Origin of the sequence: Bifidobacterium callitrichos, assembly GCF_008698085.1 — a bacterium.
GTDB classification, from domain to species: domain Bacteria; phylum Actinomycetota; class Actinomycetes; order Actinomycetales; family Bifidobacteriaceae; genus Bifidobacterium; species Bifidobacterium callitrichos.
The window spans coordinates 124,158-142,560 of record NZ_RZJP01000002.1 but is presented as its reverse complement, the minus strand read 5'-3'; the positions used below and the strand labels follow the sequence as shown (position 1 = coordinate 142,560).

At 64.9% G+C, this 18,403-nt stretch carries 14 protein-coding genes; 10 read left to right on the top strand and 4 right to left on the bottom strand.

Annotation, left to right across the window (positions count from 1 at the left end):
- Positions 1–20: 20 nt before the first annotated feature.
- The 4 genes from EMB92_RS05275 to EMB92_RS05260 form a co-directional block, all read right to left on the bottom strand.
- Positions 21–1,274: a pyridoxal-phosphate-dependent aminotransferase family protein gene (locus tag EMB92_RS05275; RefSeq protein WP_150394025.1), complete on the bottom strand. Its 1,254-nt coding sequence runs from the start codon at positions 1,272–1,274 to the stop codon at positions 21–23.
- 400 nt (positions 1,275–1,674) lie between these two features.
- Positions 1,675–3,108: a cation:dicarboxylate symporter family transporter gene (locus EMB92_RS05270; protein ID WP_150394024.1), complete on the bottom strand. Its 1,434-nt coding sequence runs from the start codon at positions 3,106–3,108 to the stop codon at positions 1,675–1,677.
- Positions 3,109–3,188: 80 nt separating this feature from the next.
- Complete coding sequence (locus EMB92_RS05265) at positions 3,189–3,923, bottom strand: aspartate/glutamate racemase family protein (RefSeq protein ID WP_150394023.1); 735 nt, start codon at positions 3,921–3,923, stop codon at positions 3,189–3,191.
- A gap of 13 nt (positions 3,924–3,936) precedes the next feature.
- The gene (locus EMB92_RS05260) at positions 3,937–5,511 is read right to left on the bottom strand and encodes an NCS1 family nucleobase:cation symporter-1 (protein WP_150394022.1); all 1,575 of its coding nucleotides are present in this window, start codon (positions 5,509–5,511) and stop codon (positions 3,937–3,939) included.
- A gap of 221 nt (positions 5,512–5,732) precedes the next feature.
- Here EMB92_RS05260 and EMB92_RS05255 point away from each other — a divergent pair, with 221 nt between their 5' ends.
- The 10 genes from EMB92_RS05255 to EMB92_RS05210 all read left to right on the top strand — a co-directional run bounded on the left by EMB92_RS05255 (position 5,733) and on the right by EMB92_RS05210 (position 18,318).
- The gene (locus EMB92_RS05255; RefSeq protein ID WP_150394021.1) at positions 5,733–6,674 is read left to right on the top strand and encodes a MurR/RpiR family transcriptional regulator; all 942 of its coding nucleotides are present in this window, start codon (positions 5,733–5,735) and stop codon (positions 6,672–6,674) included.
- A gap of 83 nt (positions 6,675–6,757) precedes the next feature.
- Positions 6,758–7,594: an IspD/TarI family cytidylyltransferase gene (locus tag EMB92_RS05250; RefSeq protein ID WP_150394020.1), complete on the top strand. Its 837-nt coding sequence runs from the start codon at positions 6,758–6,760 to the stop codon at positions 7,592–7,594.
- A 27-nt stretch (positions 7,595–7,621) separates the two neighbouring features.
- Positions 7,622–8,278 carry a pyroglutamyl-peptidase I gene (locus EMB92_RS05245; protein WP_043164630.1) on the top strand — a complete coding sequence of 219 codons (657 nt, stop codon included), beginning with the start codon at positions 7,622–7,624 and terminating at the stop codon, positions 8,276–8,278.
- 174 nt (positions 8,279–8,452) lie between these two features.
- On the top strand, positions 8,453–9,919 hold the full coding sequence (locus tag EMB92_RS05240; RefSeq protein ID WP_395951800.1) for a cell division protein: 1,467 nt from the start codon (positions 8,453–8,455) through the stop codon (positions 9,917–9,919).
- Between the two features lie 92 nt (positions 9,920–10,011).
- Positions 10,012–11,361, top strand: a complete 1,350-nt coding sequence (locus EMB92_RS05235) for a C1 family peptidase (RefSeq protein ID WP_150394018.1) — start codon at positions 10,012–10,014, stop codon at positions 11,359–11,361.
- A gap of 178 nt (positions 11,362–11,539) precedes the next feature.
- Positions 11,540–12,670 (top strand): 3-deoxy-7-phosphoheptulonate synthase, encoded by a 1,131-nt coding sequence (locus EMB92_RS05230; protein WP_043164626.1) that lies wholly within the window; start codon positions 11,540–11,542, stop codon positions 12,668–12,670.
- Positions 12,671–12,886: 216 nt separating this feature from the next.
- Positions 12,887–14,074 (top strand): 3-deoxy-7-phosphoheptulonate synthase, encoded by a 1,188-nt coding sequence (locus tag EMB92_RS05225; protein ID WP_052119015.1) that lies wholly within the window; start codon positions 12,887–12,889, stop codon positions 14,072–14,074.
- 268 nt (positions 14,075–14,342) lie between these two features.
- Positions 14,343–15,659 carry an MFS transporter gene (locus tag EMB92_RS05220; protein WP_150394017.1) on the top strand — a complete coding sequence of 439 codons (1,317 nt, stop codon included), beginning with the start codon at positions 14,343–14,345 and terminating at the stop codon, positions 15,657–15,659.
- Positions 15,660–16,026: 367 nt separating this feature from the next.
- On the top strand, positions 16,027–16,737 hold the full coding sequence (gene mtnN / locus EMB92_RS05215; RefSeq protein ID WP_150394016.1) for a 5'-methylthioadenosine/S-adenosylhomocysteine nucleosidase: 711 nt from the start codon (positions 16,027–16,029) through the stop codon (positions 16,735–16,737).
- A 186-nt stretch (positions 16,738–16,923) separates the two neighbouring features.
- The gene (locus EMB92_RS05210; protein WP_150394285.1) at positions 16,924–18,318 is read left to right on the top strand and encodes a sensor histidine kinase; all 1,395 of its coding nucleotides are present in this window, start codon (positions 16,924–16,926) and stop codon (positions 18,316–18,318) included.
- Positions 18,319–18,403: the final 85 nt, after the last annotated feature.

The window sequence follows — 18,403 nt, the reverse complement described above, 5'->3', positions numbered from 1 at the left end:
TGCGTGATTCGACGGTCCGCTTACTCGCCGTAGACTTCGAGTGCCGCCTCGATGCCCTTGTCGGTACTCACCTTGACGCCGTTGCGTTCGAGCACGTTGCCGAGCGCCGCCGCGCAGGTCAGGACCGCGTCCTTGCGCGCGTTGACGCCCATCACGCCGATGCGCCAGATCGTGCCCTTGAGCGGGCCGAACGAGGAGGCGATCTCGACGGAGAAGTCGTTGAGCAGCTGCGCGCGGATGGCCGCATCGTCCACGCCCTCCGGGATGACCACGCCGACCACGTCGTTCATGCGATGGGACTGGTCGCCGTACAGCTTCAGGCCCATGCCCTCGATGGCGGCCGACATCGCCCTGCCGTTGAGCGCATGGCGGGCGATCGCGTTGTCGATGCCCTCCTCGCACACGATGCGCGCGGCCTCGTGCACGGCGTACAGCGCATGCGTGGCCTCGGTGTGGTGGTTCAGGTGGCGAGGCCCCCAGTAGTCGAAGATCTGTGCCATGTCGAAGTAGTTGCTGTGGATGCGATCCTCGTCCGGGGCGATCTCGCCGGCGTTGGCGACGCCCGCCTCGATGCTGCGGCGCTCGTTGATCACCTCGACCGCGCGGTCGGACACCGTGATCGGCGCGGAGCCGGACGGGCCGCCGAGGCACTTCTGCATGCCGGTGGTGACGATGTCGAGTCCCCACGCGTCGGCCTGCATGTCGTTGCCGACCAGGCTCGCGGTGGCGTCGGTGTAGAGCAGCGCGCCGTACCTGTGGCAGATGTCGCCCAGACCTTCGAGCGGCTGGCACATCGTCGTGGAGGTGTCTCCTTGGACCGTGGCGACGAGCTTCGGCTTGACCTCCTTGATCGCCTCCTCGATCTCGGCGAGCGTGAACACCTCGCCCCACGGGCGTTCGATGACGTGCACGTCGGCGCCGGCGCGTTCGGCGATCTCCTTGAGCAGCATGCCGAATCGGCCGGCGCAGCACACGAGCACCGGGTCGCCGGGCGCGAGCGCGGAGACCAGCGCCGCCTCGATGGCGGAGCGGGAGGTGCCGTCGACGACCATCGTCTGCTGGTTGCGGGTCTTGAAGATGGTGCGGAACATCGCCTGCACCTCGCCCATCACCTTGAACATGTACGGGTCGAACTGGCCGACGGTGGGCTTGCTCATCGCGGTCAGGACGCGCGGATCCACGTTGACCGGACCGGGCGCCATGAGCAGGCGGTGCGGCGGGTTGACGGGCTTGATCTTGGACGTGTCGATGGTCTCTTCGGTGGTGACTGACATATCGTTCATCTCCTTGGCGGGAATCCTCGGTGAGGATGCGGTTCGTGTTCCTCGGGGCGGGTCCGTGCATGGTTTCCATTCATCGGACCCCGTCGTGATGAAAATTATTTCATCATTGCCCCAATTCTGAAATTTTTCATTCATGTTAACGTGAGTTTTCGCGATGCGGGATGACGGGGCGCGGATGGAGCGTCCGTTCCCCGCTGGGAACGCCGCTGTTCTCAAGGCAATCGGACGCCGAAAGCCGGATTCGAGTCCGTTTGCCGTGGGCTGGGTCGGATCCTGGTGGGAAACGGACGCAAAGAAACCGATAGGCGTCCGTTTCCCGCCAGAGCTTGGATGCTGTTGGCGGGAATCGGACGCCTATGGTGTGATCAGGAGCGGATGGGGTGAACGGGCCTCACGCGGTTTCGTATGCCGGGTTTTCGGTGGTGGCCTCCCCGCGGCGGGAGGCCTTGTCGGCGGCGAAGACTCGTGCCATCTTCTCGTGGTCGAGATCGCCCTCCCAGTTGGCGACCACGAAGGTGGCCACGCAGTTGCCGAGCAGGTTGATGAACACGCGCATCGAATCCATGATGCGATCCGCGCCGATCAGCAGCGCCACGCCCGAGACCGGGAAGATGCCCAATGCGGTCGCCGTGGCGGACAGGGCGAGGAACGCCGAACCGGGTACGCCGGCCATGCCCTTGGAGGTGAGCAGCAGCACGCCGATCGCGACCAGCTGCTGGCCGAGGCTCAGATGCACGCCGAACGCCTGCGCGAGGAACAGCAGCGAGGTGGACAGGTAGATCGCCGCGCCGTCGAGGTTGAACGAGTATCCGGTCGGCACCACGAGACCGGCCACGCCGCGCGGGGCGCCCGCATCGATGAGCTTCTCGATGATCTGCGGCATCACCGCCTCGGTGGATGCGGTGCCGAGCGCCGTGCCGAATTCGGAGCGCGCGTAGGAGATGAAGGATCCGAGCGGCACGCGGGCGAAGACCCATGCGATGAGGAACAGGATCGCGGCGAAGCAGACGGCGGCACCGTAGCAGGCGGCGATGAGCTTGGCGTACTGGCCGAGCGTGCCGATGCCGTACTGGCCGATGATGTACGCCATCGCACCGAACGCGCCCAATGGTGCCACGCGCATGATCCAGCGCATGATGGTGAAGATCACGGTAAGTCCGGCATCCATGACGTCGAGCAGCGGCCTGACCTTCTCCTGGCCGACGGCGACGACCGCAAGACCGGCGAACACGGAGAACACCAGCACCTGCAGAATGTTGTTGTTGGCCAGAGCGTCGAAGATGCTCGACGGCAGTGCGCTCAGCACGAATGCGGAGAACGACGTCGTGGCGCTCGCCCCGTTGGTCTTGGCGTCAAGCGCGGAGGTGTCCAGAGAATTCGGATCGATGTTGAGTCCGGCTCCCGGCTGAACGAGGTTGCCGGTGATCATGCCGAAGACGATCGCGAACGTGGAGACGGCGAGGAAGTAGAGCAGCGCCTTGCCGCCCACGCGCCCCACGGCCTTGATGTCGCCCATGCGCGCGATGCCGGTGATGACGACCAGCAGGATCAGCGGCGAGATCACCATCTTGATGAGCACGATGAACGCGTCGCCCAGCAGCTTCACCTGTGCGGCGAATGACGGCCAGAGCATGCCGACGACGATGCCCGCGACGATCGCGACGACGAGCTGGAAGAACAGGGATCCGGCGATCGCCCTGATCGTGGCGCCGATGGAGGCACGCGGGTGTCCGGAGCCATTGCCGGACCCGCCGGGGCCGCCGGATACGGTGCGTGGTGCGATTGGTGCGGATTCCTTGACTTGTCCGATGGTGATGGCGGTCATTGTGCGCTCCTTGGCTGTATGGGGGAGCTCTCTGCGGGCTCTGTGATGTTGGAAGATGTTGGGAGATGTTGGAGGTGACCTCAGTCGCGGGTGAAGGGGGAGAGGAGGCCAACGACCTCCTTGGCGGGCGGGGCGGCGAACTCCTCGCGTTTGGAGGTTTTCGCGTTGATGCGGACCATCGCCTCGACGAGGGAGGTGGCCGCGGCCACGCCGTCGATCACCGGCAGGCCGAGCTCCGACTGCAGTCGGGCGCACATGCCGGCCATGCCGGCGCATCCGAGCACGATCGCATCGGGCGAGGCGTCGGCGATCGTGCGCTCGCATTCGACCCTGAGCGCCGCATATGCGCTCTCGGGGTCCTCGTCGAGTCCCAGCACCGGCACCTCGCATGCGCGGTAGGCGACGCATGCGCGCGTGAAGCCGTATTCGTCGACCAGATCGCGCGCCCGCCCGAGCGTGCGTCCGAGCGTGGTGACGATCGCGAACGACCGTCCGAGGAAGCTTGCCGCATGGAACGCGCCTTCGGCGATGCCGATCACCGGGCCCGAGGCGAGTTCGCGCGCCGCGTGCAGGCCCGGGTCGCCGAAGCAGGCGAGCACGTATCCGTCGCATCCGTCGGCCTCGCCCTTGCGGATCTCGTCCATGACGCCGACGGCGGCCAACGCCTCGTCCGCGTGCGATTCGATCGACACCGGTCCCATCGTGGGGCTGACCGCCTCGATCTCGACGTCCGACGAGACGGATGCTCGTGCCGCCGCCTCGATCGTGCGGGTCATGGACCACGTGGTGTTCGGATTGATGACCTTGATCCTCATGGGATGCCCCCGGTCAGTCCTTGATCGCCGCGCCGTCGTTGACGCTCGGATCGTCTGCGGCCAGCGGCACCATCTGCGGGCGCTTGGCCTCGAGCAGCGCGAAGAACAGGAATCCGAGACCGGCGCCGATGAACCAGCTGAAGTTGGACAGCCAGGTCACGTTGATGACGCCCATCTGCTTCAGAGGCGAGGGCAGCACGGCGCAGACGATGGACGGCACGCCGGCCAGCACGATCGCGAGCACCGCGTTCGGGTTGAATCCGTTGCGGTACCAGTAGCGGCCGCGCGGGTCCATCGTGAACATGTCATCGACGGCGATGCGCTGGTGGGAGACCACGAAGTAGCCGGCCACGAGGATGCCGAACAGCGGTCCGATGAGCGATCCGAGCAGATCGAGCGTGTAGTGGATGGCCTGATCGTTCGAGTACCAGTTCCACGGGGTGATGATCACGGAGCCGACCGCGGCGATCATGCCGCCGGTGCGCCAGCTGATCTTGCGCGGGTTGACGTGCGAGAAGTCGAAGGCGGGGGAGACGAAGTTCGCCACGATGTTGATGCCGACGGTCGCCACCACGAACGTGAGTCCGCCCAGAAGGATCGCGAACGGGGTGTCGATGCGCTCGACGGTCTTGATCGGGTCGGTGATGAGCTCGCCGAACACCGGCACGGTCGCGGAGGCGCACACCACGGTCAGCAGGGAGAAGACGAGGAAGTTGACCGGCAGACCCCAGAAGTTGCCGCGCTTGACCGCGCCGTAGGTCTTGCCGTAGCGGGAGAAGTCGCCGAAGTTGAGCATCGGGCCGGAGAAGTAGGAGACGACGAGCGCGATGGCGGTGATCATCACCGGAATGGACTCCATGAAGCCCATCGGCCTGCCGCTGGAGAGGTTCAGATCGATGGCGCCGAGACCGCCGGCGCGCGCCACGAGGTAGATCGCGAGGATGAACATGACCGCGTAGACCAGCGGGCCGGCCCAGTCGATGAACTTGCGGATCGTGTCCATGCCGGTCCAGAACACGCACGCCTGCGCCACCCACAGAATGCCGTACGAGATCCAGCCGAGCGCCGACAGGCCGAGGAACGAGTAGTCGGTGGCGAGCGGCTGGGCCGCCGGAATGAACTTGAGGAAGATGATGTTGAGCGACTCGCTGGCCAGGTAGGTCTGCACGCCGTACCAGGCGACCGCGATGATGCCGCGGATGATCGCCGGGATGTTCGCGCCCTTGACGCCGAACACGAAGCGCATCGTCACCGGGAACGGCACGCCGGCGCGCTGGCTGGGCTTGGCGATCAGGTTGACGAGCGCCTGGACGATGACGATGCCGACGATCAGGGCGATGAACACCTGCCAGCTGGCGATGCCGAGCGCGAACAGGCTGCCGGCGGTCACATAGCCGCCGACGGAGTGCACGTCGGACATCCAGAACGCGAAGATGTTGTACCACGACCACGTCTGGTGCTTGAGCGGCGCGAGGTCGGCGTTGGCCAGCCTCGGATCGTATCCGTCCTTGATGATGGTGGCGTCGTCCGGTTCTACGGGTTCCGGTACCGGCGGCTCCTTGACTTGTCCGATGGTGATGGCGGTCATCGCGTGCTCCTTACGTTCTGTGGTCGGCTGTGGTTTTCGACCTGCCATCATTAACGGAAATTAATATTTCACTTCCGCCGATTCGAAAATTTCGTTTTCTTTTCCGCATGCCCGATTTGGAAACCCGCATGACACATACCGTCCCAAGAAGCCCGATGCAGGCCTCGAAACCGCCCCATCCGTTTACCCCGGGGAAACAATCATCCGAAACAGTGTGATTCATGACCGCTGAAATCCATCTTTCAGACCCCGATGCCACGTCCGGCGCAACATCCGGCGCAACATCCGACGCACCGAACGACGTGTCCGCCGTCGACCGCATCCGGCGGACCTTCGACGAGCTCACCGCCACCGAGCAGGAGGCCGCGCGATTCATCCTCGGCCACCTGACCGACGTGCTCGTGTGCAATTCGGCCGAACTCGCCGAACTGAGCGGCGTCTCCCAGCCGACGATGAGCCGCCTGTACCGCAAGCTCGGCTACGCCAACGCCGGCGAGTTCCGCCGTGACGTGCGCCGCTTCCACCAGCCCGGATCGCCCGAACTCGCCAACGTCGGCGAGGACGACGAAGCCGGCGGGCTCGTCGCCTCGCATATGGACCGCGAACTCACCGCCGTGCGACGCACCTTCTCCAGACTCGACGAGACGTCCATACGCCAGGCGGCCAAGGCGATCGTCGACGCCCGTCGCGTATGCGTCATCGGACTGAGAAACGGATATCCGATCGCCCTGCACCTGCGCGAACAGCTCATCCAGCTGCGCGCCGACGTGTGCATTCTGCCGCAGCCCGGCCAGTCCATCGCCGAGGAGATCGTCGACTACGGACCCGCCGACATCGCGATCGTCATCGGCGTGCGCCGCCGCCCCGCGACGTTCCCCGCCCTCGTCGCCGCGCTCGCCGACGCCCGGGTGCCGATGATCGTCATCGGCGACGCCACCGTGCGCTCGTCCCTGCCCGCGTCCGCCCCGCCGATCACCGTCCTCGAGGCCGACCTGAGTTCGCACGTGCTCTCCAGCTACACGGCAGCCTTCGCGCTCGCCGCCCTGCTGGTCGACGCCGTCTCCGACTGTCTGCCGGCCGAGGAGTCGGCCGCCCGCATCAGCGCGATCAATCGCCTGTTCGACGACATGGGCGAACTGGAGTCGTCCCGCCGTCGCCAGTAGGCCCCCGTGCGCGTACACATTCCGTGCAGACACCATGAGCCGGCTCACACTCGCCCGCCCCTCGTTCTACGGTTGGAGTCATTATGACCGAGAGAGAACAGAATACCCCCGTCCAGTCTGCCCAGGCGCCCGTCGTCGCCGTGGTCCTCGCCGCCGGATTCGGCACGCGATTCGACCCCGACAACCCCAAGCAGCTCGTCTCCGTGGGCGGCAAGCCGATCGTGTGCTGGAGCATCGAGGCGTTCGAGCGCTGCGAACGCGTCACCGACATCGTCGTGGTCGTCAATGAGAAGGTGCGTGCCACCGTCGAGGAGCTGATCGAGGAGGCCGGATACGGCAAGGTCCGCGTCGTCATCGACGGCGGCGCCGAACGCGTCGACAGCACCGCGGCCGCGCTCGACATGCTCGCGCAGGCGGGCATTCCCGACAACGCGAAGATCCTCATCCACGACGCGGTCCGCCCGTTCGTCGCACCGTCCGCGATCGACGGGTCGATCGACGCGCTCGACCAGTTCAACGCCGCCACCGTCGCGTTCGCGTCCACCGACACGATCCTTCTGACCGAGGATCTGGGCGATCGCAAGGTCGTCAAGGCCGTGCCTGATCGTCCGAACACGTTCCGCGCGCAGACGCCGCAGTCGTTCCGTTTCGCCACGATCCGCCACGCGTACGAACTGGCGTCCGCCGACCCCGATTTCCATCCGACCGATGACACGCGCGTCGTCGTCGACTATCTGCCCGACGAACCGGTCGCCATCGTCGCCGGCGCCGAGACGAACCTGAAGATCACGACGATGGCCGACATCCCCGTCGCCGAGCGTATCGCCGCCGATCTGACGCACCACATGACCAAGGAGGAGGCCAAGGCCCGCATGCACGCGCTGCTGAGCGGCGCCGCGGCCCAGATGGCACGCAGGTAGCGGCTCGGCACGGGTAGACTTGGTGTCATGCAGCAGCTCAGTGTCGTGATCTCCGGCTTCGATCATTACGATGACGTCCGCGTCAACCCGTCCTACGAGGTGCCCAAGGCATTGGCCGAAAAGGGTGTGGACGGGCTTGACGACGTGGAGCTCGCCATCAGCGCGGTGAGCCTGCCCGTGAGCTTCGCAAAGGCTTGGCCGACCCTGCGCGAGACCATCGAGGCCACGCATCCGAACATCGTCATCGCCACGGGTCTCAAACACGCGGCCCGCGGCGTGATGCTCGAACGGTGCGCCACGAACCTGATGGACGCCGCCAAGCCGGACGTCGACAACATGACGCCCCGCCGCGCTCCGATCGATCCGAACGGTCCTGCCGCGTACTGGACGCGTCTGCCGCTGCGTTCGATCCTCGCCGATTTCACGCGTGACGGCATTCCCGCCACGTTAAGCTCCGACGCCGGCACCTTCGTGTGCAATTCGCTGTTCTACAACCTGCTCAACTGGGCGTCGGGTCAGGACAAGGTGCTCGCCGGATTCGTGAGCTTCCCGCTGATCAACGAATCGCGCCACCCGCAGCACGGTCTGCCGCTGCGCCATCTGGTGACCGCCGGCGCCGACGTCGTGCGCGACAGCGTGCGTTACTATCGCAGACCCACGTCGGGCGACATCCTCATCGCCTGATTTCGGCCTTTCGCCTCCGGTCGAACTAGACACGAACGAAAATGGATGAAGCTGTGTGAATCGCAGATAATCGCTGCTCGTCTCCGGCGTGTTTGGGCTACGATGCTGAAAGCGTACGGGGCCCGTCTCGGACGGGACGACGAGTGATGTGCTGAGCCCGATCAGGCGAAAGGAATGAGGGACATGGATCAGTTCCCGATTGTGTTGAGGGGATACGACAAGGACAAGGTCGACGAAGCGTTCGCCACCGCGCAGGCCAGCGTGCGTCAGGCGCAGCAGACCCTCGCGGGCATGCGCGAGCAGATCGCCGCGAGCGACGCCCGCATCCTCAAGCTGCAGGCGCAGCTCGAGGAGGAGAAGAAGCGCAAGCCGAAGTCGAGCAGCTTCGCCTCGCTCGGCGCCAACGCACAGCAGATGCTCGCCTCCGCCGAACAGACCAGCTCCGAGCTGCTCGAGCGCGCCAAGTCCGACGCCGCGGCAACCCGCAAGGCCGCGCAGGCGCAGGCCCAGACCCTGATCAACAACGCCAAGCTCGACGCCAAGCACATCGTCGACGACGCCTCCCAGAAGGCGTCCACGATCCTCGCCCAGGCCAACACCGAAGCGGACACCATCACCACCTCCGCGAAGAACAACGCCGCCCAGCTGCGCGCGGAAACCGCGAAGAACGTCACCGAGCAGCGTCAGACCGTCGAACTGGAGCTGAGCAACTCCCGCGAGGCGCACGACAAGCAGCTCGCCTCCGAGAAGGCCAAGCAGGAGCGCGAGCTCTCCGATCTCAAGGCCGAGGCCACCGCGCAGATCGCCGCCCAGCGCAAGAGCACCAACGAGGAGCTGGCCCGTCTCAAGTCCGAGGCGAACGACCAGATCGAGGCCGCGCTCGCCGAGGCGAACAAGAAGCTCGCCGACGTGCGCGAGCAGGTCTCCAAGATGATGACCGACGCGCAGCGCCGCGCCGGCGAGATCGTCGACGACGCCAAGTCCAAGGCACAGGAGATCAACGACGAGGCCGAGGTCAAGCGCACCAAGACGATGAGCCAGGTCAACGCGGAGGTCGAGCAGATCCGCACCGACATCGCCGCACAGCAGGACGAGGCCACGAAGAAGGTCTCCGAACTGCTCGACAACCTCGAGGAGCGTCGCACCGCCGCCAAGAAGGAGGCCGACGAGCTGGTCGGCCAGGCCAAGACCGCCCGCGAGGAGGCCGACGCCTACGCCGCCGCGAAGCGCGCCGCCGCCGACGAACAGGCCACCGCCACCCTGCGCAAGGCCAGCGAGGACGCCGAACGTCAGATCGAGGAGCGTCGCACCGCCGCCCAGCAGGAGCTCGATGGCCTCAAGCACCACATCGCCGCCCTGCAGCAGCGCGAGGCGCAGATCACCCAGCGCGTCAGTGAGCTGCGTGCCATGTTCTCCAACGCCTTCGCCGGCTTCGTCGGCGGCGAGGAGACCCCCGCCCCCGACGTTCCGGTCAACGCCCCGGTCCCCGGCGCCTCCGCCGAGCCTGCTGCTGTCGCCGAAGCGGAGCGGCCCACCTCCGAGGCCGGCCCTGAGGCCGAGCCTGAGGCCGAGTCCGACGAAACGGTAGCCCTCCCCACCAACCCGGCCGCCACTCAGGAATCCCCGGAGGCGCAGAAGTAACGTCCAGCCTCCATCGCCCAATCTTCGTCGCCGGATTGTAAGGTAGTGCCCCGAAACCAACCCACAAGGTCAGTAAAAAGGAGCACAAAGCTATGACCACCCTGCAGCCGTTGAGCAGCGAGGCCCTGTCCGCCCTGCGCGAGGAATTCGACGCGGACGGCACCAACCGCATGGCGATGAACGCGGTGACCGCCGCCGGCATCAACACCGTCGCCAAGAACTACGATCGCGCCCGCCTGCTGCAGCGTCGCTTCTCCACCGTTATCGACAACGGCGAGGCCACGCATCAGGATCACTCCGGCCGCTGCTGGCTGTTCAGCTCGCTGAACGTCGCCCGCTTCGTCGCGAAGAAGAACCTGAACGTCAAGGAGTTCGAGTTCTCGCAGAACTACGCGATGTACTACGACAAGCTCGAGCGCATCAACTACTTCCTGCAGGACGTCGCGGCCCTCGTGCGCGCCGGCGAACCGGCTGATTCCCGTCTGATCCAGCACCTGCTCGCCGACGTGATGGGCGACGGCGGCCAGTGGACGATGGCGATGAACGTGTACAAGAAGTACGGTGCGGTGCCGAAGGACCTGTTCCCGGAGACCGAGTCCTCGAAGAACACCGGCCCGATGAACACGCAGCTGCGTCACATGCTGCACACCGCCGTCGCGCACATGTTCGCCGCGCACGCCGCCGGTGAGGACGCCGGCATCGACGAGACCATCGCCGACGCCCGCGCCGCCGGTCACCGCATGCTGACCATCCACCTCGGCGAGCCGCCGGTCTCCTTCGACTGGGAGTGGACGGACAAGGACGGCGAGTTCCACCGCGATGGCGAGATCACCCCGCAGGAGTTCTGGGCGAAGTACGTCGGCTCCGCCGATCTGGAGAGCTACGTGTGCCTGGTCGATGATCCGCGTCAGGAACATCCGAAGGGCAAGAAGATCGCCATCGAGCATCTGGGCAACGTCGCCGGCGGCGACGCGACCGAGTACCTCAACGTGCCGAACCAGTTCATGAAGGACTGCGTCAAGCAGATCCTCATCGAGCAGGGCATCCCGGTGTGGTTCGGCGCCGACTGCGGTCCGTTCATGGACCGCGAGTCCGGTGCGTGGGCGACCGACCTGTTCGAGTACGGTTCGATCTACGACGTCGACTTCGATCTCGACAAGGAGGCGCGCGTGCGCTTCGCCGATTCCGCGATGAACCACGCGATGGCCTTCGCCGGCGTGGATGTCGCCGATGACGGCTCCACCCGCCGTTGGCGCGTCGAGAACTCCTGGGGCACCAAGATCGCCGACAAGGGCTACTTCACGATGAGCGACGACTGGTTCACCGAGTACGTCTACGAGGTCGCCGTCCCGAAGGCGCTCCTGCCCGAGGAATACCTCAAGGCCCTCGAAGAGCCCGCCATCTCCCTGCCCGCATGGGATCCGATGGGAGCGCTGGCCTGAGCCGACACGCCGTGTGGCGGAGAGCTTCTGCCAATAACCTTCACTAATCTGCCGATCGTTCCACAGAACGGTCGGCAGATGCCGTTTTCGTGGCATGATCGCTACAGTAAGGTCCTTGTTGCATAGCAAGTATCGATGCAGGCCGATGTACGTACACCGATGAGAAAGGAGAGTCGGCATGGCAGCACTTCGTGGCCCGGATAGTTCCGAGGACGTTCAGCGTTTGGGGGAGCAGGCCGTCTTTCCCGAGACCGTCGACGTCAACATCCGTCAGCTTGACCCGATCCCCGCGCCCCGCGCGTTTCTGAAGGAACTGCCGCTCACCAAGTCGATGAGCGATCTGGTCCTCACCTCCCGTCAGGAGATCCGCGATATCCTGCATGGTCGCGACGACCGTCTGCTGGTCATCGTCGGCCCCTGCTCGATCCATGATCCGAAGGCCGCGCACGAGTATGCGACCAAGCTGGCCGCCGTCTCCAGGCAGCTGGATGACCGGCTGCTCATCGTCATGCGCGTCTATTTCGAGAAGCCGCGTACGACGATCGGCTGGAAGGGTCTGATCAACGATCCGGATCTGGATGGGCGTTTCAACATTCGCAAGGGCATGTGGCTGGCGCGCAAGGTGCTGACCGACGTGCTGAATCTCGGTCTGCCCACCGCCACCGAGTGGCTCGATCCGATTACCCCGCAGTACATCTGCGATCTGATCAGCTGGGGCGCGATCGGCGCTCGCAACACCGAAAGCCAGGTGCACCGCGAGCTGGCGAGCGGCCTGTCGATGCCGGTCGGCTTCAAGAACGCGACCGACGGTTCGATCAAGCCGGCCGCCGATTCCTGCTATGCTGCCGCGTTCGAGCATCATTTCCTGTCCATCAATCTGGATGGTCGCGTGATCTCCGCCGAGACGAAGGGCAATCCCGATTGCCATCTGGTGCTGCGCGGTTCCAACCATGGTCCGAACTATGACCGTGATTCCGTCGCGCAGGCGCTGGTGGACCTCAAGAAGTCCAAGGCGTCGGGACCGAGCGAGCATGGTCTGATCATCGATGCCGCGCACGGCAACTGCGGCAAGGACGAGGTGCGTGAGGCCGAGGTCGTCGAGGAGATCGCCGAGCGTGTCGCTCAGGGTGAGCCGGGCATCCTCGGTGTGATGATGGAGAGCTTCCTCGTCGCAGGTCATCAGAAGCCGGCTCCGCTCGACCAGCTGGTCTACGGACAGTCCGTGACCGACTCCTGCGTGCCGTGGGATCGCACCGAGGAGCTGCTGCATTGTTTGGCCGACGCCGTTTCGGCCAGGCGCGCCCTCTAACGGTTGCAGCGAATCGTTCTCAATAAGAAAAGTGTGAGGGTTGACAGATCGTCAATCGCCCATAACATCGCCCGGAATGGCCATTTCCCGCCGTTTCGGGCGATGTTCGTTTGTGCGATCGTGTGCGTTGGGCTCACACTTTTCTAATTGAGAACGATTCGCTGTAAGTCATCCACTATCCTATAAGGGGAATATCGGATAAAGGGAGAGAAGACCATGCAGCAGCAGCCGCTCAACAAGCCGGAGGACCTCAGGGCGATCCAGGAGGCGATGGACGCGGGCAAGAATCCGCTTATCGCCACCGACGTGCCTCGTTGGGAGGATCAGGTTGGCATCAGCCGCATCGTCAACCGCCGCGTACTCGAGTTCGAGGTACTGCCCACCCCGGCGCAGGTCCTCGCCGATCTCCCGCTGACCGATGACGCGCAGGAGATCGTCGCCTACTCGCGTGACGAGATCCGCGCTTGCCTCTACGGTCAGGACGATCGACTGCTCGTCATCGTCGGCCCGTGCTCAGTGCACGATCCCGCCGCCGCGCTCGACTACGCGCGTCGTCTCGCCAAGCTCAAGGATGAGCTCGACGAGCAGCTGCTCATCGTCATGCGAGTCTACTTCGAGAAGCCCCGCACCACCGTCGGGTGGAAGGGCCTGATCAACGATCCGGACATCGACGGCTCGTGCAACATCAAGAAGGGGTTGCTGCTCGCCCGCCGCACGCTGCTTGGCGTGCTGGGTGAGGGGCTCGCCGCCGCCACCGAGTTCCTCGAGCCGACCAGCCCGCAGTTCATCGCCGATGCCGTCAGCTGGGGCGCGATCGGCGCTCGCAACACCGAAAGCCAGGTGCATCGCCAGCTGGCGAGCGGCCTGTCGATGCCGATCGGATTCAAGAACGCGACCGACGGTTCGGTCAAGGCCGCGTCCGACTCCTGTTTCGCCGCCGCGCAGCAGCACACGTTCTTCGGCATCGACCACAGGGGCCGTGCCGCCGTCGTCAAGACGCTCGGCAATCCCGACTGCCATGTCGTGCTGCGTGGATCCAGCTCCGGGCCGAACTACTCCAAGGAGGACGTCGCCGCCGCACTTGAGACGATCCGGGAGCGCATGCCGGCCGATTCCGCCGCCTCGCATGGTCTGGTCGTCGATTGCTCGCATGGCAACTCCGGTAAGGACGAGCATCGTCAGGCCGAGGTCGTGCGCGAGATCGCCGCCCGCATCGCCGACGGCGAGCGCGGCATCACCGGCGTGATGATGGAGAGCTTCCTCGAGGGTGGCAACCAGCCCGCGGCACCCCTAAGCCAGCTCGTCTACGGCAAGTCGATCACCGACAAGTGCCTGAGCTGGCCCGTCACCGAGCAGCTGCTGCGCACGCTCGCCGAAGCCGTCGCCACGCGCCGTTGGCGCTGAATCGCGCGTTTTCTCCTGCGTTCGCGAGCTGGACGATTCCATAGCGAGCATGAAAAGATGAGATTGCGTTCCACTATGTGAGCGATATCACCATGGGCCTCGGAGTGCGAGTAGACCTATACCTCAGCACAGCGGTGTGCGGACGCCGCTGCAAGCCACAAGCTCCAGTCGGTCGGACCGCATCCCGCCATTGACGTGGGACGCCCCGTTACCCCGGGTGCGCTCCCCGCGTGAGAGAAGCTGTTATCACATAAGGGGTATTTCAATCATGTCCGCAACTGCAGTCGCAGCGGCCACACCCGTGAAGAAGGATTCGGTTCCCGAGATCATCGCCGCGTCGATGGTGGGCACCGCCATCGAGTTCTACGACAACTACTGCTATTCCATCGCATCCGCCAGCTACTTCGGCGCGATCTTCTTCCCGGCCGCCACCAAGGCCAACCCGGCCATCGGCACGATGCTCGCGTTCCTGACATTCGCCGTGTCGTTCCTGGCCCGCCCGTTCGGCTCGATGCTCTTCGGCCACTTCGGTGACAAGATCGGCCGTAAGACCACGCTGGTCGTCGCCCTGATGACCATGGGCATCTCCACGTTCCTCGTCGGCTGCCTGCCGAGCTACGACCAGCTCGGCATCCTCGCCATCATCATCCTGTGCATCTGCCGCGCCTGCCAGGGCGTCGGCCTCGCCGGCGAATGGTCCGGCGCAGCCCTTGTCGCCACAGAGAACGCACCGGCCAACAAGCGCGCCCTGTACGGTTCCTTCCCGAACCTCGGCGCCCCGATCGGTTTCTTCTGCGCCTACGGCCTGAACTTGCTGCTCGACTCCACCCTCGGCCCCGACAAGATGCAGGCCTGGGGCTGGCGTATCCCGTTCCTGTGCTCTGCGGTCCTCGTCGCCATCGGCCTGTACGTGCGTCTGCGCATGACCGAGACCCCGATCTTCCGCAAGGCCGTCGAGAACGACCGTGTCGTCAAGCACCCGCTGCGCGCCCTCGTGCCGTACTGGAAGGAAGTGCTCCTCGGCACCTTCGCCATGGGTATCACCTACACCCTGTTCTACGTGCTCGGCACCTGGTCCCTGAGCTACGGCGTCAAGGTCATGAAGCCTGCGTTCACGCAGAACGAGTACCTCGCCATGCAGATGACCTCCGTCGTGTTCTTCGCGATCTTCATCCTCATCTCCTGCATCTACTCCGATAGGATCGGCCGCAAGAAGGTCCTCATCACCACCACCGCTCTGACGCTGGTCTTCTCGCTGTTCGCGATGCACCTGCTCCAGCACAACGTCGTCACCGTGATGATCTTCCTGTGCGTCGGCTTCGCCCTCATGGGTGGCCTGTTCGGACCGTGCGGCGCCTACCTGCCCGAGCTGTTCCCGACCAACGTGCGCTACTCCGGCGCCGGCCTGAGCTACAACCTCGCCGCCATTCTCGGTGGCGCCTTCGCTCCGACCATCGCCACCGCTCTGGTGCAGTCCACCGGTTCCGTGGTGTCCGTCGGCTGGTACATGGCCATCATGGCCGCCCTCGCTCTCATCGCCCTCTTCCTCATCAAGGAAAGCAAGGACAAGGACTACGAGGAGTGATTTCCGATAGTCGTAACCGGTGCTCGTAAATAGCGCCGGTGTCCGCGGGGGACCGGAATATTTCATTCTCGACACGCTCAAGGCCGCTCGGCCAAGCCTACGGTCGAGAACGAAATAGTCCGGTCCTCCGCTCTTTGTGGCAATGTCGCGTGGCGATGCGACGTAACTTCCCAACGTTCCGAGTGAGGGGGCGATATGTCCTGTTCGTGACCGTAGGCTTGGCCGAGCGGCCTTGAGCGTGTCACGAACAGGGCATATCGCCCCTTCACGGTCACCGCCGGAACGTGACAGTACGCATAATCCTGAGTACGCTCGGAAGCGACAGGTCGACAGGTCGACAGGCGAAACGAGCGACAGGAGAAACGACATGGGCAGGACGATCGCCATCATCGGAGCGCTGGACGAGGAGGTCGCGCTGATCGCGCGCGCCCTCGACGATGTCGAGCATGACAGGGCCGCCAGTCTCGACGTGGCGCGCGGCACCATCACCACGAACGCGGGCGAGCGCGTGACCGTCGTCGCCACCGTCGGCGGCATGGGTCTGGTCGCCGCCGCCGCGACCACGCAGCATCTGATCAGCGTCTACCATCCGCAGGCCGTGATCTTCTCCGGCATCGCGGGCAATCTCAACACGAATCTGCATATCAACGACGTCGTGCTCGGCGGCACGCTGCGCTTCCTCGACACCGACATGCGTCTGGTCGGCCAGTGGAAGCCCGGCACGCCCGACGCTCCGGTCGACGAGTTCCATTCCGACGACCATCTGCTCGCTCTGGCCGACGAGGCGCTCACCGCGGCCGGCATCACGCACATCACCGGCATCATCGCCTCGGGCAACTATTTCGTCGATACCGATGCGCAGGTGCGCAAGGTCGTGCATGACACGGGCGCCGACGCGGTCGAGATGGAGGGTGCGGCCGTCGCGCAGGTCGCGGCGCGCAACGAGGTGCCGGCGCTGGTCATCCGTGCCCTGTCGGACAACGCGGATACCGATTACGAGGTTTTCAAGGAGTTCGATATCAGCGAGTACGCCGACACGGCGGCCGCGCTGGCGGTCGACATTCTCAAGCGCCTGTAGCCAACCAAGTCGTAGGGGCACCTCCCGTTCATGTCCTCGATTGCGTATACCGCCTGCGACGAGTGCATGAACTTCTGCTGAACTTACGTAGTTTGCCGTATCGCATAACGCTTCGGCGGCTATCGTGGTTACCCGGACACAACAGATACATAGCGGGTTGCGGGCGTCCTACGAGTGGGGTGGAGCATGGTGTGGTGGCAGATTCTGATCGTTGCGGTCATCGTCGGCGGCATCGCCGCAGCGATCGCCTATTCCACCGGTCTTGAGCGGGGAGAGCGTCTGGGGCTCGAGACCCGTTCTCGCTCCCAGACCGAGCTTTCCGAGAACGACGTGCTGTTCGGCGTCGTACCGTCCGTTCGAGTCGCCGAGGAGTCGTTCGTCCATGCGATGCCCGAAGCGGTGATTCTCGTCGATGGTGAGGGCGACGTCGTCTATATGGGCAAGCGATGCGCCGGTCTCGGCTTGACCGAATCGGGGAAGCTTTCCGACGAGGACGCCGCCGGTATCCTCGCCCGGGTCGCGTCCGACGGCCAGCCGCGCGAGCGCGAGATCGAACTGCCGATCGATCCGGTGCACGCCGGCGCGCCGGTCGTTCCGGGCAATTCCGGGCATGGCGTGCAGGCGGGGGAGCGTATCCCCTCGAACACGCGGTATCTGAAGCTTCGCGTCGCGGCGATCGGTGACGACCGGTACGCGATTTTCGTCAGCGACATGAGCGAGCAGCGCCGATTCGAGGCGATGCGTCGCGACTTCATGACCAACGTCTCACACGAGCTCAAGACCCCGGCGGGCGCGATCTCCCTGCTGGCCGAGACGATTGGCGACGCCGCCGACGATCCGGACGCCGTGCGCTACTTCTCCGGGCGCATCGCCAAGGAGTCGACGCGACTGACCGAACTCGTCCACCGTCTGATCGATCTGCAGAAGGCTCAGGACGCCGGCGGCGTGCTTGACGCGAAACGCCTGTCCGTGCTTTCCGTCGTGCGTCACGCGATCGCCGAGAACCAGGTGCAGGCCGATGCCAGCCATATCGAGCTCGATCTGTCGTTCGGTGGGGAACCGGTTCCGCTCGAACACGCCAAGGGCGAGCCGGATGCGACGATCTCGTGCGATGAGGAGTCGATCACCACTTCGGTGAAGAATCTCATCGAGAACGCGATCCACTATTCGCCCGAGCACACCACGGTGCGCATCGCCATCTCGGCGCATGACGGCAAGGTCAAGATCCGCGTCATCGATCAGGGCATCGGCATTCCGGCCGAATCGATCGACCGTGTCTTCGAACGCTTCTACCGGGTCGATCCGGCCCGTTCCCGCCAGACCGGAGGCACGGGGCTCGGATTGGCGATCGTCAAGCACTGCGTGGCCGATTGCGGCGGCACGGTGTCCGTGTGGTCGCGTGAGGGCGAGGGATCCACGTTCACGATCGAACTGCCGCTGGCCGAGGACGTGGACGCGCAGGCGCAGACAGGCGCGGACGATGCGCAGGACGCGGATGGCGCGGACGATGCATCCGGAGCATCCCAAGCCCTGGATGTCTCTTTGGATGCTGCATCAGGTACTGCACAATCGGCCGAATAGGCATCAAAAGGAACGTAGTCGTCATTTCTGGACGACGACGAAGAACGGCGCACAACCGGCTGAAATTCCTGTACCGAAGGTTCGA

Bases quoted from the DNA above. Each gene is read 5' to 3' on its own strand.
- EMB92_RS05275 (WP_150394025.1), bottom strand. From the start codon at position 1,274: ATGTCAGTCACCACCGAAGAGACCATCGACACGTCCAAGATCAAGCCC.
- EMB92_RS05270 (WP_150394024.1), bottom strand. From the start codon at position 3,108: ATGACCGCCATCACCATCGGACAAGTCAAGGAATCCGCACCAATCGCA.
- EMB92_RS05265 (WP_150394023.1), bottom strand. From the start codon at position 3,923: ATGAGGATCAAGGTCATCAATCCGAACACCACGTGGTCCATGACCCGC.
- EMB92_RS05260 (WP_150394022.1), bottom strand. From the start codon at position 5,511: ATGACCGCCATCACCATCGGACAAGTCAAGGAGCCGCCGGTACCGGAA.
- EMB92_RS05255 (WP_150394021.1), top strand. From the start codon at position 5,733: ATGACCGCTGAAATCCATCTTTCAGACCCCGATGCCACGTCCGGCGCA.
- EMB92_RS05250 (WP_150394020.1), top strand. From the start codon at position 6,758: ATGACCGAGAGAGAACAGAATACCCCCGTCCAGTCTGCCCAGGCGCCC.
- EMB92_RS05245 (WP_043164630.1), top strand. From the start codon at position 7,622: ATGCAGCAGCTCAGTGTCGTGATCTCCGGCTTCGATCATTACGATGAC.
- EMB92_RS05240 (WP_395951800.1), top strand. From the start codon at position 8,453: ATGAGGGACATGGATCAGTTCCCGATTGTGTTGAGGGGATACGACAAG.
- EMB92_RS05235 (WP_150394018.1), top strand. From the start codon at position 10,012: ATGACCACCCTGCAGCCGTTGAGCAGCGAGGCCCTGTCCGCCCTGCGC.
- EMB92_RS05230 (WP_043164626.1), top strand. From the start codon at position 11,540: ATGGCAGCACTTCGTGGCCCGGATAGTTCCGAGGACGTTCAGCGTTTG.
- EMB92_RS05225 (WP_052119015.1), top strand. From the start codon at position 12,887: ATGCAGCAGCAGCCGCTCAACAAGCCGGAGGACCTCAGGGCGATCCAG.
- EMB92_RS05220 (WP_150394017.1), top strand. From the start codon at position 14,343: ATGTCCGCAACTGCAGTCGCAGCGGCCACACCCGTGAAGAAGGATTCG.
- mtnN (WP_150394016.1), top strand. From the start codon at position 16,027: ATGGGCAGGACGATCGCCATCATCGGAGCGCTGGACGAGGAGGTCGCG.
- EMB92_RS05210 (WP_150394285.1), top strand. From the start codon at position 16,924: ATGGTGTGGTGGCAGATTCTGATCGTTGCGGTCATCGTCGGCGGCATC.